Origin of the sequence: Streptomyces sp. NBC_00237, from assembly GCF_026342435.1 — a bacterium.
In the GTDB taxonomy this organism is placed as follows: Bacteria; Actinomycetota; Actinomycetes; order Streptomycetales; family Streptomycetaceae; genus Streptomyces.
Genome location: NZ_JAPEMT010000003.1, coordinates 1155829 through 1170151, shown reverse-complemented (window position 1 = coordinate 1170151; position 14323 = coordinate 1155829). Strand labels below are relative to the sequence as shown.

The following is a 14323-nucleotide window of genomic DNA, read 5'->3' as shown; positions in this document are numbered from 1 at the left end:
CGCCGACCCTGAACAGCACAACCGGACAGGGACCGCGACCACCGCCCCCGCCCGCCCGGCGGGCCCGCTGAGTGAGGGCCCGCCTCTCCCGCTCAGCGGGCAGGCCCACGACGGAGCCGGGCAGCCGTCCCGCCAAGAACCGTTGCAGTGCTAGAGATCATTAATGGTTGGGGTTACGGAGGCTCAAGGTCCAGCCTGGTCTTGGCGAGGTAGCCCTCGACGAGGCTGGGGTGGTGCTGCATCCGTTTGAGGCGGTTCTTGACCAGTGCGGTCAGCTGGTGGATGCCCCGTTGGGCCAGGTTCGCCAGCGACCCTTTCAGGTGCGCCCAGACCGCTTCGACCGGGTTGAACTCGGGGGCGTAGGGCGGGAGCTGGAAGACGGTGAGCCAGTCCCGGGCCTCGATGTACTGCTTCATCCTGGCGCTGACGTGGGTGTTGAGATTGTCCCAGACGATCACAACGGGCCCGCCGAGCTGCTGGTGGGCGGCGTCGAAGAGGCGGGCGTAATCGTGCTCGGTGAAGCCCTTGCGCCGGCCCTTGCGTGGACCCCGGTCGACGTGGGTGCGGTAGACCAGGCGCGACCTGAACCCGGACTTCGTGCAGATCAGCGCGGCGATCGAGACGCGCTTGGTGCCCGCGGCGGTCACTTTCACCACCGGCGTCCTGCCCCGGCGGCCCCATGTGCGGCCGGTGGGCGGCCTCAGTCCCTGGCCTGCCTCGTCCTCGAAGCAGAGCCAGGCACCCAGGTCCGCTGCGGTCTTTTCACGACGGGCCACTGCTCGTCCTTCCACGCGGCGATCTTCGCCTCGTCGCGCTCGGCGGCCCGCCGGGCGGGAACCTGCACGCTCCAGCCGATCCGGTGCAGCAGCAGGTCGACCCCGGCCAGTGTGTACTCCACCTCGAACCGGCGGCGGATCACCTCGGCGATCCGTGCGAGCGTCCAGCACTGGTCCTCGGCCCAGCCGTGCGCGGCAGGTCCCGCCTCCAGTTCGCCTTCCAGTCGGCGTAACTGCTCGTCGGTGAGCTTGCACCGGGCACCACCGGCTCCTTTCGAGGCCAGCGCCGGGCGACCGGCTGCGGCCAGGGACCGCCTCCAGCGCTGGACCGACATCCGCGTCACCCGAAACCGCCGGGCGATCTCCGCGTCACTGACCCAGCACTCGATCAACTCGCCCGCATCCAGACGCACTTGCTCTCTCCGAGCCCGCTCCCCGGCCGTCAGCCCACCACCATCTTGGTGAAGTAGGCCGCCGACGAGGTGCCCGTGGCTCGGGTCCTTTTCCGACGGCCCCTTCCCGAACGGCGCGGGCCAGTTTCCCTGCACGCCGCTCTCCAGTGATCATGCCCGGGCAGGGGGTGTGGGCCGTCCCGCATGGATGTTCTCGTGGCACTGGCGGCAGACCACCAGGGTCTTGCGCCGCCGCATGGCCATGAGGCGTATCCACTCTGACTTCTCGCGGCGGCCGGGGCGGTTGAGGTCGGCAAGCTTGCGAACGTGGTGGACTTCCAGCCTTGTCCGGGCTGTGCAGATCTCGCAGCACTCGGCGAGGAGCCGGTGGATCAGCTCGTTCTGCCGGGTGCTGGCCATAATCGGCCGACGGTCAGTGAGAACGGCCGTGCGCTGTCTGGTCAGGGGGATCCCGCCGAAGCGGGCGACCAGCGGTTTCCTCCCGCCGTCACGGGGGACGACGGCCTCGAAGCAGACGCGGGTGCCCTGTTGGGTCTCGACGGTGTTCCTGTGCCGTCGGGCCATCTTGGGGACCGTGCTGCGGTGCTTCGCCGCCAGGGTCTTGAGCATCGAAGTCTCCATGGCCCAGCGGAGCTTGCCCAGGTGAGACACGTTCTGGGCAAGGAGGTAATACTGGACAAGCCCGCGGTACTCGGATCCGTACTTCGCGACGATGGTGTAGTCGCTGTCGTGCAGCAGGAACCCGCGTGCGGCGGGCTTTCCCTTTTTCAGATAGCGGGCACATGTGCTCCGAAGAACAGTTCCAGGCACGAACAGACCGATGCGGCCGTTGATCGCGCGACGGCCTCGCCGCTCGATCTTGTCATCGGCATGCATCGTTCTGATCTCGTAGCCGAGGAATCGCGCCGCCTGGCTGGCGGCGTGCGTGATCAGGGTCTTGGACTCGGACAGTTCGAGTCTGAGTTCGTCGCTCAGGAACGTCCGCAACCTTGCCTTGATCTCCTCGGCCTCGTGCCGGGGACCGGCGAACCCGAGCAACCAGTCGTCGGCATACCTGCAATATCGCAGCCTCCGATAGGCGGGATCTTGAGGGTCTCGGCTTGGCAGGGTGCGCATGCGCAACCGCAGGGTTCGCACCGCTTCCCGGTCACCGTGCCGCTTTGCCTCAGCGATCTCGCGCTGGAGACGGTGGTAGGCAGGATTGATCCTCCGTCGTTTGCCCCGGTTGTACTCCGGTAGCAGTTGCTGTTCGACGAACTGGTCGAGCCGGTCCAGGTAGATGTTGGATAAAACGGGGGAGGCGACGCCTCCTTGCGGAACCCCGCTGAGCGTGGCGTTCCACCGCCAGTCCTCCAAGTACCCGGCCTGGAGCAGATGGTCGACCAGCCGTAGGAACCGGCCGTCGTGAATGCGTTCCGCCAGCGTCGCGAGCAGGATCGAATGATCGAGGCTCCCGAAGCAGTCGGCGACATCGCCCTCGATGAACCAGTGCGTTCCAGTCCAGGTGTCGGCCACTTCGCGTAATGCGGTGTGGCAGCCCCGGCCGGGGCGGAATCCGTGGGAGCGGTCGCTGAACGTCGGCTCGAAGTACGCCTCAAGCAACAGACGCATCACCTCACCGACGATCTTGTCGCTCCAGGTCGGCAGACCGAGCGGGCGCTTCTTCGCTGATCCTTTCTTCTCGATGTAGACCCGCCGGACCGGCGTCCATCGATAAGTCTCGGTGCGCAGAGCCCCGATGATCTTCTCGATCTTCGCCAGTGACATACCGTCCACGGTCTCGCCGGTGGCCCCCGGCGTCATCGCACCCGTGTTGGCGTAGATGCGCCCGTAGGCCAAAAGGAACAGTTCCCTGTTGAACAGCTGCCGATACAACCTCTCCAGCGGCAGACCCCGCCTGCCGCGTTCCCGGATGACGTCCAGCACCGTTGCGGCGCTCTGCATTACGCATACCTCCCGCTGCCGAACCTCAAGGTCACCTGTGCCCCTTCGCCCTGTGCTCCGGCTTTCCCGGGCCCCTCGGCAGGACGTTGCTCCTGCGACTACTACGGGCACTCCGTCACCATGGGACTCGCGTCCTGTAGGTGATCCCGTGGTACGTCTCCGTCGTACGTATCGAGCGCGACACAGGCCGCCCACTCATCCCCTTAGCCACCCTCACTGGGCGGCGCCCTGCGTCACGGAGGTTGTCCGGGGTCGGTATCCAGGCCCGGACATGACGCGGTACCGGTTACAGGCATCGTTCCGGCAGGAGGCCATCAACACCGCTGGGGATTGGGCTTCAAGCACATCCAGCCTTGGCCATATCGCGCGGGCCTCGCAGTACACCGCCCTGGATGCCTCCGAGCGGCCACCACTTCCCTGGCATGCTGCGGTCCCTCGAACGCTTTCGCATTGAGGTGAGCCAGGCGGCCCAAAGACCTCCCTCCGAGTCCGTCCCGGCTGAGCCGGGGATACGACCGAGCGCCTCACGGCGCACATACCGCATACCTCCGGCATACCGCACACGACCTCAACCGTCAGCAAGGCCAGAACCCCCACCATTAAAGATCTCTAGACGACGGGCTTGATGTTGCTGGCCTGCTTTCCCTTTTGGCCGTCCGTCACGTCGAAGGTCACCTTCTGGTTCTCTTCGAGGTGCTTGTACCCCTCGGTCACGATCGAGGACATGTGGGCGAAGAGGTCCTCCCCGCCATCGTCCGGGGTGATGAATCCGAACCCCTTCGTGTTGTTGAACCATTTCACGACGCCGGTGGCCATGAGCACTCCTTGGTGGCTGTGTCCGATCCGGCCGCTGCGCCGGGCTTCGTGCGCAAGCGAAGCCGATCAACCACGCCGAGCGAAAGAGCCAGTTCCGGCCATGGGCCGAGACCCCACCGGCGCGATCCCCACCGACCGGCCGAGCCAGGGATGAGGCCGGAGTCACCCGACTGCTCGCGGGCTTCGTCGAGAGAAGCACCAGACGCCGGAAGAAGCAGATCACTGGCTTCCTGAGTGTCCTCGGGCAGCGGGGTCCCAATCTCCCGAGCCCTGTCCAGAAGAGCAGCCAAGGCGGCCCCGAGGGCTTCCTCTCGTCGCCGTCCGCTGCGGATACAACCTGGCTGGCCAGCACGTTCAGCGCTTCGAGGCCGGGTTCCGCCACCGTCCACTGACCCTCGCCCATGATCCTTACTTCCCCAAGAGCACCGACCTGAGCGGACACACGCCCGAGCACCTGGAGGCCGTCGCCGAACTCAACAGCCGCCCACGCAAAACGCTCGACTGGGAAACCCCGGCCGAGCGCCTGAACAAACTCCTTGCGACCTGATCAGACGATGGTGCTCGTCTGGTTAATGATCGCCGGGCCGTCGTCGTCGTGGAGATCGTGGCGGAGGTGCCATTGGTCATTGTCAAACCGGAGGCGGTCGACCTCGGCTCGATTGAGGAGGTCGTCGGCCCTGATGTTCTCCCGCTCGAACGCATCGTCCCCAGCAAGCACCTCCCGCGGCCTTTCGAGCCTCTCCTCCACGAGCACTTCGTCGACCCGCTCGATCTCCTCATCACGAATCTGAATCCCGTTGACTCCCTGGGCGCCGGGGTCTCCCTCGTCGGCCTGAGCCGGGGTGGCGCCAGCGGCGAAGGCGAGCGCGGCCACAGTGCTGGCGGCGAAGGCGAAGGTGGCTCGTCGGATACTCATGATCGGCCTAACGCTCAACCGGAGAAGCCGTTACGTCACAGCAGCCGCGCGCCGGCGGAGTCCAGGGTATTCCCACCCTGCTCGACGACGGCAGGTACCGCACCGACCTGGGCACAACAGGCGGGCCACAAGCTGTCTTGGTCGTGGTCGAACAGCTCCCCCGCTGAGGTGCTGACACCCCTCCCCCCTTGAGAGCAGGAAGGGGTGCCAACTCGCCACCATCACACGGAGAATACGTGCCGGTGCTTCTCAGGCGCCCGGTGCTGGACCGGAACGGCGGTCGTATGGCGCGACGTCGCGCGGGAGAGGTCAGGCCGGCTGGGCGAGAGGGCCCAGGAGGTAGTTGCCGGGCGCCTCGGGGTTGTTGCTGAGGTAGAAGTCGACGATGGCAGTGCGGTACTCGTCGTGGCTGATGACGCCGTCGCCGTCGAGGTCGAGCCTGTCGAAGGCCGGGCCGGAGAGTTCGGGGGCGACGCCCAGCACCTCGTACATGCGGGTGTACTCGTCACGGCTGAGGACACCGTCGGTGTTGGTGTCGGCGGCGTTCATGACGGCGTCGGCGATCGCCATGACCGCGCTCTCGAAATGCTCGGGGGTGGTGACGCTGGCTTCCATCGTGGCGGTGAACTCCTGACGCGAGACCTGCCCGTCACCATCGGCATCGGCATACCGGAGCAGCAGCTGCCACCACTGCTCGAACGAGGCGTGGATGGCGCGCACGTTGACGTGGTCCTCGTTCCGGGCCACCTGGGCGAACACCGTCGCCGTGGCCCGCAGATCACCTGCCGAGAGCTGCCCGTTGCGGTCCTGGTCGAACCAGTCGAAGAGGATGCTGAACTTCTGGTCCTTCACAACGCTTGCCATGCTCTGTTCCTCGCGTCACCGGCCGCCTGCCCTCTCGGCGCGACGGTCCGCGCGAACGCTACGGGCAGCGCAGGCGAACTGCGCCCAGGACGGGTTGCGTTCCACCGCTGAGGACGAATGGCGGCACGAACGTGCGAGAGCACGTTTCCTGTGCTGACAGGCGTAAGCCGGCAACCTGCGCATCGCCCCGTACTGCCGCACCCCGCTGGAAGGCCGCCTCGCAGCCGCAGTCCGACCCCGGCACCGCTTCGAGGAAGGCCGGACACGCAGGGTTGGGGCGTGCTTCCCCGGGCGCGCGCCCGCTCAACGCGGGTACGGGCCTTGGAGCGGAAGGCCGCGCAGCCGCCATGCGATCACCTTCCAGCGGAGCGCGCAGTACCGTCTGCGTTCGTTCACCGCGGCGCTCTCCGTGCCTCATCCGAGGTAGGAAGCCGAAAGGAGTCTGGGGCACCCGTTGGTCACGCCTGCTGAGCGAGTGGCTTCGTTCACTTCAGGCGACAGCGTTTGTCCACCGGTTCGAGAGGCAGTTGACGGTCAGCGGCGGCGTGAATGTTCATGAGAAATGACGTCACAGCGTGGGACGACCCGCCGTCCGGGGGGGTATCCCTTGCGTGGTGACGCTGCGCGCTGTCGGTGATGCGGCAGTGATTGAGGAGCGCGGTGTGAGTGTGCTGGCGCCTGCTCATGGGGGGCATTCTGTAGCTTCATCGGTCACTTCTGGGATGCCGGGACGAGAGCGGGGGCGGCCTTGAAGGAGATGGCCTCCATAAGCGGCTTGCGCTTGGTGTTGTGGAAGGCCGCGATGCGCCACTGGCCGTCCTGCTCCCGGACCAGGGTGTAGGTCTGGACCTTGGTCAGTTTCTTCGGCTTGCTGCCCTTGTAGCTGTCGCCGCGGCCGGTGATCACGGCGGTGTCTGGACCGTAGAAGCGGATGTCCAGGATCTCGTCGGCGAGTTGTGTGCCCTTGAGGAATTTGGCGAACAGCGTCCGGTGGCTGTCGATGATGTCGCGGCGGCCCTGGTAGTACGTGCCGACGAAGGTGACGTAGGTGGCGTCCTGCGTGAACTGCGCACCGTACGTGTCGGCGTCGTGGCGTCGCCAGGCGTCGATGAGTGAGGCGATCACCGTGGTGACGGCATTCCGGTCGTCCGTGGTGGGCATGGAATCCTCCAGGTAGTTACACTGATGCAGATATTGCAGGTAGACATTATCTGCATGTGTGCAGCTATCTAGCAAGGGGCACCCAGGGACATGGCAGACCTGACGCTGGCAGACGAGCACTTGGTCTTCCGTCAGTACCTCGACGCTGTGGGACTCCACGGCATGGCCGGGGCGGAAGCGGTGGGGCTCAGCGCCTCCGATTGGTATGCGCTCAGCCAGATCGCGTTGGAAGGCACGCTCACCTCGGGAGAACTGGCCGCACGTACCGGTCTCACCACCGGGGCGACCACTCGCCTGATCGACCGCCTGGAGCGAGCCGGATTCGCCCGCCGGGCTGCCGATCCGGATGATCGACGCAAGGTCATCGTCGAGCCGGTGGCCGACTCCCTCGACCATATTGAGAAGGTGGTCGGGCCTGCCCGGCGCCAGATCGCCGAGGTTCTCAGTCGATACACACCAGACCAACGCGCCGTTCTCTTCGACTACTTCGCTCACGCGGCCCCTGCTTTCCGTGCGGCCACCGAGGAGATCCGGGACGCAGCAGCACACGGTCGTCAGCGCAAGGGAGGCGCGGCGGCCGGCCGCCCGTGAGGGTGGCGGGCCGCCGAGTCGGAACCGGCAGGTGTCAGCTGGCCTTGGCGGTCGCTTCGGCTCGGGCGCGGGTGCTGGCGAGGCGGTAGGAGTCGGTGCCGGTTTCGATGATGGTGCCGTTGAAGGTGAGTCGGTCGACGATGGCCGCGCAGAGGCGGGGGTCGGTGAAGGTCTTGGTCCAGCCGCCGAAGGACTCGTTGGAGGCGATGGCGACGCTGTTCTTCTCCTCGCGTTCGGTCAGGACCTGGAAAAGTAGTTCGGCGCCGCGGCGGTCGAGTTCCATGTAGCCGAGCTCATCGATGCACAAAAGATCAACCCGCCCGTAGCGGGCGATCGTCTTGGTCAGCTGCTTCTCGTCGGCAGCCTCGACGAGCTCGTTCACCAGCTTTGTCGCCAGCACGTACTTGACCCGGTAGCCGGCCATCGCCGCCTCGGTTCCCAGAGCGATCAGCATGTGCGACTTGCCGGTCCCCGAGTCGCCGATCAGGCAGAGCGGCTGACTCTTCTTGATCCACTCGCAGCTGGCGAGGGTGTGGATGGTGGCCGCGTCGATGTTCGGGTTCGCGTCGAAGTCGAAGTTCCGCAACGACTTGTCCCGGGGGAAACCAGCCGCCTTGATCCGCCGCTCCGACCGACGCCTGGAGCGGTCGTCGCACTCGGCCATCAGCAGCTCCGCGAGGAAGCCGCGGTAGGTCATCTGGTCCTTCATCGCCCGGTCGGCGATGTCGGAGAACTCGTTCCTGATCGATGGGAGCCGCAACAGGCGGCAAGCGGTGTCGATGGCCGTGTTGGCGGCCTGCTCTGTCAGTCCTCGCTGCCGGGGCAGGGTCACTGTGCTTCTCCCTCGCGATGTTCACCGCCGCTGGTGCGACGGCGTCGGAGCAGTTGGTCGTAGTGGTTCACCGTGGGAAGCGGCCTGGTGTCCGGGGGAAGATGCGCGAGTCGCCATTCGTGCAGAAACGTCACGGTCGCCTCACCGCCCATCCCGGTCGGCGATGGGTGCCCGGCCGGCTCGTCCTCGGCCTGGGCGACCTTGCGGGCCTCCAGCGCGACCGCGTCGGCGGTCAGGGCCCCGGCCCGCAGAGCCGTCGCGAGGCCGGCCATCAGGTGCTCGTGCGAAACGTGGCGGGCCAGCAGCAGCACCTCGATCAGCGCCCTCGTCCCGGCGGTGTCTCCGTGGGCCTTGACCGCCGCAGCCCACCAGGCGTCATGGACCGGGGTGAACTTGCCCGCAGAGCGGGCCTGTTCGAGCGCGGTCGCGCCGGGGAAGGCACCCGGCTTGCGAATCAGAGCTTCCAGGTAGTGATCCAGATCCAGGCGGCAAGCGCCCTTCGCGATCAGACGCTCATGCCGGGCCGCTTCCACGTTCCTGTCGTAAACCACCAGGTGAGAAGCGTGAAGCACGACTCTGACCCGCTTGCCGATCAGCCGTACCGGCACCGAGTACCGGTTCGTGCAGACCGCGATCTGGCTGTAGCGGTCGACCCTCGGAGTGAAGAGCCGGCCCGTCTCGAACGGCTCCTCCGGCAACGGCATCAGCAGCGGCCGCTCGGTCTCGAAGTGCTCGTCGATGGTCCGCGGCCGCGAACCGATCCGGCGCCGCCCGTCGTGCAGATCCCACTGGTCGACCAGTTCGTTCAGCTCGGCCAGCGAGTCGACCTCGGGCACCGGGGTGAAGTGGTTGCGGCGGAAATAGCCGATCTGCCCCTCCACTCCGCCCTTCTCGTGGGCCCCCTCGATGCCAGGGCGGCAGTAGAAGCTCTCGATCCCGAAGTGCGACCTGAACGCGATCCACCGGTCGGCCTCCACCCTGGCCCGGCTCAACCCCAGCACCCGGGCCACGGCGGCCTTCAGGTTGTCGTAGCGGACCTTGCTCCGCGGCACTCCGCCCAGCGTCCGCAGCGCGTGCACGTGCCCTTCGAAGAAGGCTTCCTGACCGCAGGACGCGAAGACGCGATGGACCGCCTTGCCCGAGTAGGACAGGCGGAAGGAGAACAAATAGCAGGTCACAAGCTCGCCTGCGAGCCGGATCGTCACGTCGCCGAAGTCGACCTCCGCCTCCATGCCGGGCTGGTGGGTCTGCGGCACGAACGCCTCGACCGGGGCCTTCCCCGACTCGACGAGGATCTGCGGCTTCCGGTCGGCGACGTAGCGCCGGACCATCTGGTAGGAGACGTCCGCGCCGTGTTCCTCCACCAGGCGGTGGAAGATCCGGGTGATCGTGTGCCGCTGCTTGCGCGGCGCGTCCAGATCCGCCTGGAGCATCCCGTCGATCACCGGCTTGTACGGATCCAACGCGGTCGGCCTCGGCGGAAGTTGCTTCCGCGGCGCGGGCCAGACCGAGTCCACGGCATTGCGGACCGTGCGCCACGACACGTTGTACTTGCGCTCGATCTCCCGGATCTTCATGCCGCTGCGGTGGTCGCGCCGGATCGCCGCGTACAGCTCGACCTTCGACATCTGCGGCATGACCAGGACCTTTCACCAGGAGCATCCCGATGCTGCCCTGGCAAGCACCACAGTGACTTCGAAACTCGTAAACATCACCCGACCGTGGATCTGGGTGCCTTCCAAACCCATGAACAACTGGCTTCACAACGCGTGAATAAAGCCAAGCGAGGCGGCGTTCCAGCGGGGTGCGGTAGTGCGGGGTGATGCGCAGGTCTCCGAGCCAGGCGGCCAGCTCCCGTGCTCGGGTGTCCACCGCGCGGCGTGTGTCGGGTCCGGAGTCGGCGAGCAGGTGGGTGTGGATACGCCCGGAGGCGCGCTGGGTCCAGGCGCCGATGATGCGGCCGTCGGCCCAGATGGTGGGGCCGATGTTGCCGTTGCGGTCGTAGAGGTCGCCGACGTGGGTGGCGTCGAGGTAGAAGCTGCGGTGGCGCCAGCCCATCGCGGTGGGGTCCAGGCCGGGCAGCAGGGCGACCCATGGTTCCGGTGCGGCGACCGGCTCCAGGTCCTCGGGCAGGAGGAATCCGGTGCCCTCGTCGAGGCCGACGGATTCGGCGCCGGTGGCGGCGACGGCTTTGCGGCTGTCGGTGAGGGTCCAGCCGGTCCACCATTTGAGGTCCTCGACGGTGACCGGACCGAAAGCGGTCAGGTAACGGCGGGCCAGCTCCGCCTTCGCTTCACCCGCCTCCCACCTTTCGGTAGCCTCGGCGAGCGGGGAGAGCGTCCAGCGGAACTGGTTGGAGTTGAAGCGTCCGCCCGGGCGGCCTCGCCGGATGCGGCCCTCGGCGGCCAGGACCCGCAGGATGCGCGAGGAGACCGCCTGGCGGGCCTCGTACGGCTTGCCCGGTGCGACGGTCACCTGCTCACGCAGCGCCGGAACATCCGCCGCAAGCTGGGCGGCACTTGCTTCGCCGCGGGCGGCGAGTGCCGCCAGGAGGTCCGTCTCGACCCCTGCGTACCGCTCCGCACTCCAGCCGGCCCCGTCGCGGAGGTAGACCGTGCAGGCCGCCCGTTCCTTGGCGGCGATCGCCCGCGCGGTGGACGCCTCGATGACCGGGGCGAGGCCGGTGGGGACGACGAACATGGTGCGGCGCATGCACAGCATCCGCTCCAGGCTCCGCTCCTCGTACAGCGCCTGCTCCATGGCCGCGATATCCGGTGCGCTGGTACGGGCAGCGGCGGCCAGGAACACGGTGGAAGGGTCGGTGGCGTGCAGGCCGACCAGCGCCTGCGCGACGTCCGGCATCCGCATCGCGTGGTGGGAGGGCGCCAGGAGGTGGCGGACGCCCAGACGGGCGCGGCGCTCCTGCGCGCTGACGTGACGGCGGGGCCCGCTCACGCGTCGACGCCTGTTTCGGCCGGTGTGGCCGGGGCGAGGGCGGGGTTGGGGGTGAGGATGCGGCGCAGGATCGCTTCGACGTCGTCACGGGTGGGCGGGCGGCTGTTGGCCAAGCCGCGCAGGGTGATGCCGTTGGTCGCGGCGGCAACGGCGGCGGCGGTGACGGGGTCGGTGTACTTCGCGCAGGCGCGGATGTTGAGCTCGGTGTACTGGTCGGCGATCTCACGTAGTTCGGGGCGGCGCAGGGCGGCGAGGTAGAGCTCGAACTCCATCACGCTCTGCCCGCGCCCCTCGGCGGTGAAGCTGCCCATCAGGGCGTCCGCGAGGAGGACCGCGTACTGCTCGGGGGCCAGGTTCGGCCGTTGGGCGGTCCAGGTGTCGAGGTAGGCGCCGAACCGGTCGACGGCGCGCTGCAGGGCCGCCTTGATGAGGTCCTCACGGGTCGCGAAGTGGTACGTCGTCGCCCCCAGGGGCACGCCCGCTTCCTCGGCGACCGCCCGGTGGGTGAGCCCCTCGATGCCCTTGGTGGCGATGACCCGCTCGGTGGCGGTGACGATCTCTTCGATCCGCCGCTGGGGGTCCCTGCGCCGGCGCGGGACGTCGTTGTCGGCCATCAGCGGTGACCGCCCGGGGCGGGCACGGTCCAAAGCGGTGCGGTGCGCATGCGGTTCTCCATCATCGGGGGCCTCTGCCCGCAGTTTAGTACGAACGTACGGAAATGGCGGACCACGGGCGCCCCGACCCTTGGTCACCCGGCCCTGCGCGACCACCTACGGCCCACCAGCAGGTCTTTTCCGCAGACAGTGGCCTTGCATCGCGAGCTTCGCCCTAGAGGTGCGGAGCGCGGGGATGTCATCGACGATGGCTTTGTCCGGTTGCTCCCACCTGTTCGAATCAGTACAGTACAAATGTATCGTTCGAGCCGGGGGGCCGACCAGCACCAGGAGCACTTGTGCAGACCGCAAACTTCACCGCCTGTCTCGCCGTCCGCGACATCACCGAGACCCTGGACTTCTACGAGAGCCTGGGCTTCACCGTCGGCCGCGAGAGCGTCGCCCAGGACCACCCGATCCATCTGGTCTTCAACGGCGACACGATGGCGTTCATGGTCCAGCCCGAGGACAGCGTCCGGGACTTCCTGCCGCAGACCGCCCGCCCGCTGGGCGCCTCCGGGTTCTTCTACCTCAACGCCCCCGACTTCGACGCCGCGGTCGCCCGCGTCCGCGACAAGGTCGAGGTCCTCAAGGAAGCCAGCGACGGCGGTTTCCGGATGCTCTACTTCCGCGACCCCAACGGCTACGCGATGGCCCTCAGCGCCCCCGCCGCCTGACCCGCCCTCGCATTGGGCCCCGGGGCGTACTGCCCCCACCCCAGCGGCACGGACGGACCACCGCAACAACACCTCAGGGGAGACCCTCATGCCGAACCACATCTCGCTCGTCGACTTCACCGTGAAGGACCCGCAGACCGCCCGGGAGTTCTACACCGGCGTCTTCGACCTGGAACTGAAGATGGAGATGCCCGACTACCCCCTCTTCAGCTCCGCCGGCGGCCCTGACATCGGTCTCATCAAGGACGGCGCGGACAAGGGCGGCCCCGCCGACGGCGTCAACACCATCGGCAGCCCCACCACCGTCTTCACCGTCGACGACATCGACGCCACCCTCGCCAAGGTCAACTCCCTTGGCGGCAAGACCGTCGTCACCAAGACCGAAATCGCCCCCGAAATCGGCCACTACGCCTACTTCACCGACCCCGACGGCAACTTCATCGGCATCACCCAGAAGCCGTAACCCCGGGCGGCCAGCCACCACGGCCGCCCGCCCCGCCCGCCCCAGCACGTAAGGGATGCACGTGACCCCGCTCAACGCCACCATCGTCAGCACCGCATGGAACTGCGACGACCCGCGCGCCATGGCCACCTTCTACCACCAGCTCACCGGCTGGCCCATCATGGCCGAGGAAGACACCCACGCCATCGTCGGCACCGGCGACCAGATGCTCGTCTTCGCCCACAAAGACGGCTTCACGGCACCCGACTGGCCCGCCGACACCCTCGACTTCCACCTCGACTTCCGCGTCGAGGACACCGAGAAGGCCGTCGAGCAGCTTCTCCAGGCCGGTGCCACCAAGCCCGACTTCCAGCCCGGCGAAGGCCAGTGGACCGTCCTGCTCGACCCCTCCGGCCAGCCCCTGTGCCTCAGCTCCCCCCAGGACCACTGACCAGCTGGCCCCGCACGTCGCCGCGCGCCCCCTCCCCGAGGCGGCGGCACAGCCGGTAACAAACCCTGGCTACGTCAGTTAATGCGGAAGGCGCTTGTTGTCCGGTGTTCTTTGACATTGAAGTTAGTCCGGCCGGAGTCGCTGACCTGCGCGGACTAACTTCGCTGTCAACGCAGTCGCGTGACGCTTCCTTCGGCACGGACCCTCTGGTCTGCGCCGACTGGGTTGGATGGCAAGGAACGTCATGTGGAAGACCATCCTCTTGCAGTGAACCCACGCCGGCCGCCCGCGGCCAGGTGTGGCCTTCCCCCTCTGCCGTAGCGACGTACCTGCCGGCAGCGGCAGTTCCGTGCGATAGCAGGCTCACGCGGCACGACGAGGTTCACGGCGCCGGTACGGCACCGATCTGCTGCATCACCCCGAGGAGGTCGGGCTGGCCCCGTTCGCCGACGATCAGGCCGTCGGCCAGGTAGTAGAAGTTCATGGCCTGCACCGAGATCTTGTTGCCGCTCGCCGGGATCCCGAAGAATTCACCGTCGTGGGTTCCCCGCATGGTGAACCGCGCGGCGACCGTGTCGCCTTCGGTGACCGTCTCCTCCAGCGTCCACTGGACGTCCGGGAAGCCGCTGGGCATCATCCCGAGGACTTCCATGTACCCCTCGGGCCCTCGCAGGGGTTCCGGGTGACTGGGTGCGTGGAACACCGCGTCAGGAGAAATGACCTCGCGGGCGAGCTCCTCGTTGCCCGTGTTGATGAACTCGACGAAGCGGTTCATCACTGACTCGCTGGACTGTGACGGCATCTTGCTGGGCCTCTCCAAAAGACGGTGGGT

At 67.3% G+C, this 14323-nt stretch carries 15 protein-coding genes and 2 pseudogenes; 5 read left to right on the top strand and 12 right to left on the bottom strand.

From position 1 onward, the window contains the following. Positions 1-173: 173 nt before the first annotated feature. The 4 genes from OG897_RS31940 to OG897_RS31925 form a co-directional block, all read right to left on the bottom strand. The gene (locus OG897_RS31940) at positions 174-776 is read right to left on the bottom strand and encodes a transposase (protein WP_266662265.1); all 603 of its coding nucleotides are present in this window, start codon (positions 774-776) and stop codon (positions 174-176) included. Then, positions 701-1189 carry a winged helix-turn-helix domain-containing protein gene (locus tag OG897_RS31935; RefSeq protein ID WP_266662263.1) on the bottom strand — a complete coding sequence of 163 codons (489 nt, stop codon included), beginning with the start codon at positions 1187-1189 and terminating at the stop codon, positions 701-703. The genes OG897_RS31940 and OG897_RS31935 overlap by 76 nt, the downstream gene beginning before the upstream one ends. 150 nt (positions 1190-1339) lie before the next feature. After that, positions 1340-3133, bottom strand: a complete 1794-nt coding sequence (locus tag OG897_RS31930; RefSeq protein ID WP_266662261.1) for a reverse transcriptase/maturase family protein — start codon at positions 3131-3133, stop codon at positions 1340-1342. 609 nt (positions 3134-3742) lie between these two features. Beyond that, positions 3743-3949 (bottom strand): cold-shock protein, encoded by a 207-nt coding sequence (locus OG897_RS31925; RefSeq protein ID WP_266662259.1) that lies wholly within the window; start codon positions 3947-3949, stop codon positions 3743-3745. 409 nt (positions 3950-4358) lie between these two features. Between OG897_RS31925 and OG897_RS31920 the strand changes: the two are divergent. Beyond that, positions 4359-4496, top strand: a pseudogene (locus tag OG897_RS31920) (IS30 family transposase); the annotation flags it as partial. On the opposite strand, the gene OG897_RS31915 reads toward OG897_RS31920, so the two are convergent. The 3 genes from OG897_RS31915 to OG897_RS31905 all read right to left on the bottom strand — a co-directional run bounded on the left by OG897_RS31915 (position 4497) and on the right by OG897_RS31905 (position 6890). After that, a complete protein-coding gene (locus OG897_RS31915) occupies positions 4497-4865 on the bottom strand; it encodes a hypothetical protein (RefSeq protein ID WP_266662258.1) in 369 nt (122 codons plus the stop codon). 309 nt (positions 4866-5174) lie between these two features. After that, positions 5175-5729 carry an EF-hand domain-containing protein gene (locus OG897_RS31910; RefSeq protein ID WP_266662256.1) on the bottom strand — a complete coding sequence of 185 codons (555 nt, stop codon included), beginning with the start codon at positions 5727-5729 and terminating at the stop codon, positions 5175-5177. Between the two features lie 711 nt (positions 5730-6440). Next, positions 6441-6890, bottom strand: coding sequence for an SgcJ/EcaC family oxidoreductase (locus tag OG897_RS31905; protein WP_266662255.1), 450 nt, complete (start codon positions 6888-6890; stop codon positions 6441-6443). Positions 6891-6980: 90 nt separating this feature from the next. Between OG897_RS31905 and OG897_RS31900 the strand changes: the two genes are divergently transcribed. After that, positions 6981-7481, top strand: a complete 501-nt coding sequence (locus OG897_RS31900) for a MarR family winged helix-turn-helix transcriptional regulator (RefSeq protein ID WP_266662254.1) — start codon at positions 6981-6983, stop codon at positions 7479-7481. 34 nt (positions 7482-7515) lie between these two features. On the opposite strand, the gene istB is transcribed toward OG897_RS31900, so the two are convergent. From istB to OG897_RS31880, 4 genes and pseudogenes are all read right to left on the bottom strand, one after another. Beyond that, the gene (gene istB / locus OG897_RS31895; RefSeq protein WP_266662253.1) at positions 7516-8313 is read right to left on the bottom strand and encodes an IS21-like element helper ATPase IstB; all 798 of its coding nucleotides are present in this window, start codon (positions 8311-8313) and stop codon (positions 7516-7518) included. Further along, on the bottom strand, positions 8310-9941 hold the full coding sequence (gene istA, locus OG897_RS31890; RefSeq protein WP_266662533.1) for an IS21 family transposase: 1632 nt from the start codon (positions 9939-9941) through the stop codon (positions 8310-8312). The genes istB and istA overlap by 4 nt, the downstream gene beginning before the upstream one ends. Positions 9942-10212: 271 nt before the next feature. Next, positions 10213-11175, bottom strand: a pseudogene (locus OG897_RS31885) (winged helix DNA-binding domain-containing protein); the annotation flags it as partial. Between the two features lie 89 nt (positions 11176-11264). After that, complete coding sequence (locus OG897_RS31880) at positions 11265-11882, bottom strand: TetR/AcrR family transcriptional regulator (protein ID WP_266662251.1); 618 nt, start codon at positions 11880-11882, stop codon at positions 11265-11267. 338 nt (positions 11883-12220) lie between these two features. Between OG897_RS31880 and OG897_RS31875 the strand changes: the two genes are divergently transcribed. The 3 genes from OG897_RS31875 (at position 12221) to OG897_RS31865 (ending at position 13491) form a co-directional block, all read left to right on the top strand. Beyond that, positions 12221-12598 carry a VOC family protein gene (locus OG897_RS31875; RefSeq protein ID WP_266662250.1) on the top strand — a complete coding sequence of 126 codons (378 nt, stop codon included), beginning with the start codon at positions 12221-12223 and terminating at the stop codon, positions 12596-12598. Between the two features lie 88 nt (positions 12599-12686). After that, on the top strand, positions 12687-13061 hold the full coding sequence (locus OG897_RS31870) for a VOC family protein (RefSeq protein WP_266662248.1): 375 nt from the start codon (positions 12687-12689) through the stop codon (positions 13059-13061). A gap of 61 nt (positions 13062-13122) precedes the next feature. Further along, complete coding sequence (locus OG897_RS31865; RefSeq protein WP_266662247.1) at positions 13123-13491, top strand: VOC family protein; 369 nt, start codon at positions 13123-13125, stop codon at positions 13489-13491. Between the two features lie 382 nt (positions 13492-13873). Here OG897_RS31865 and OG897_RS31860 read toward each other — a convergent pair whose 3' ends face one another. Then, positions 13874-14266: an ester cyclase gene (locus OG897_RS31860; RefSeq protein WP_266662246.1), complete on the bottom strand. Its 393-nt coding sequence runs from the start codon at positions 14264-14266 to the stop codon at positions 13874-13876. Positions 14267-14323 lie beyond the last annotated feature (57 nt).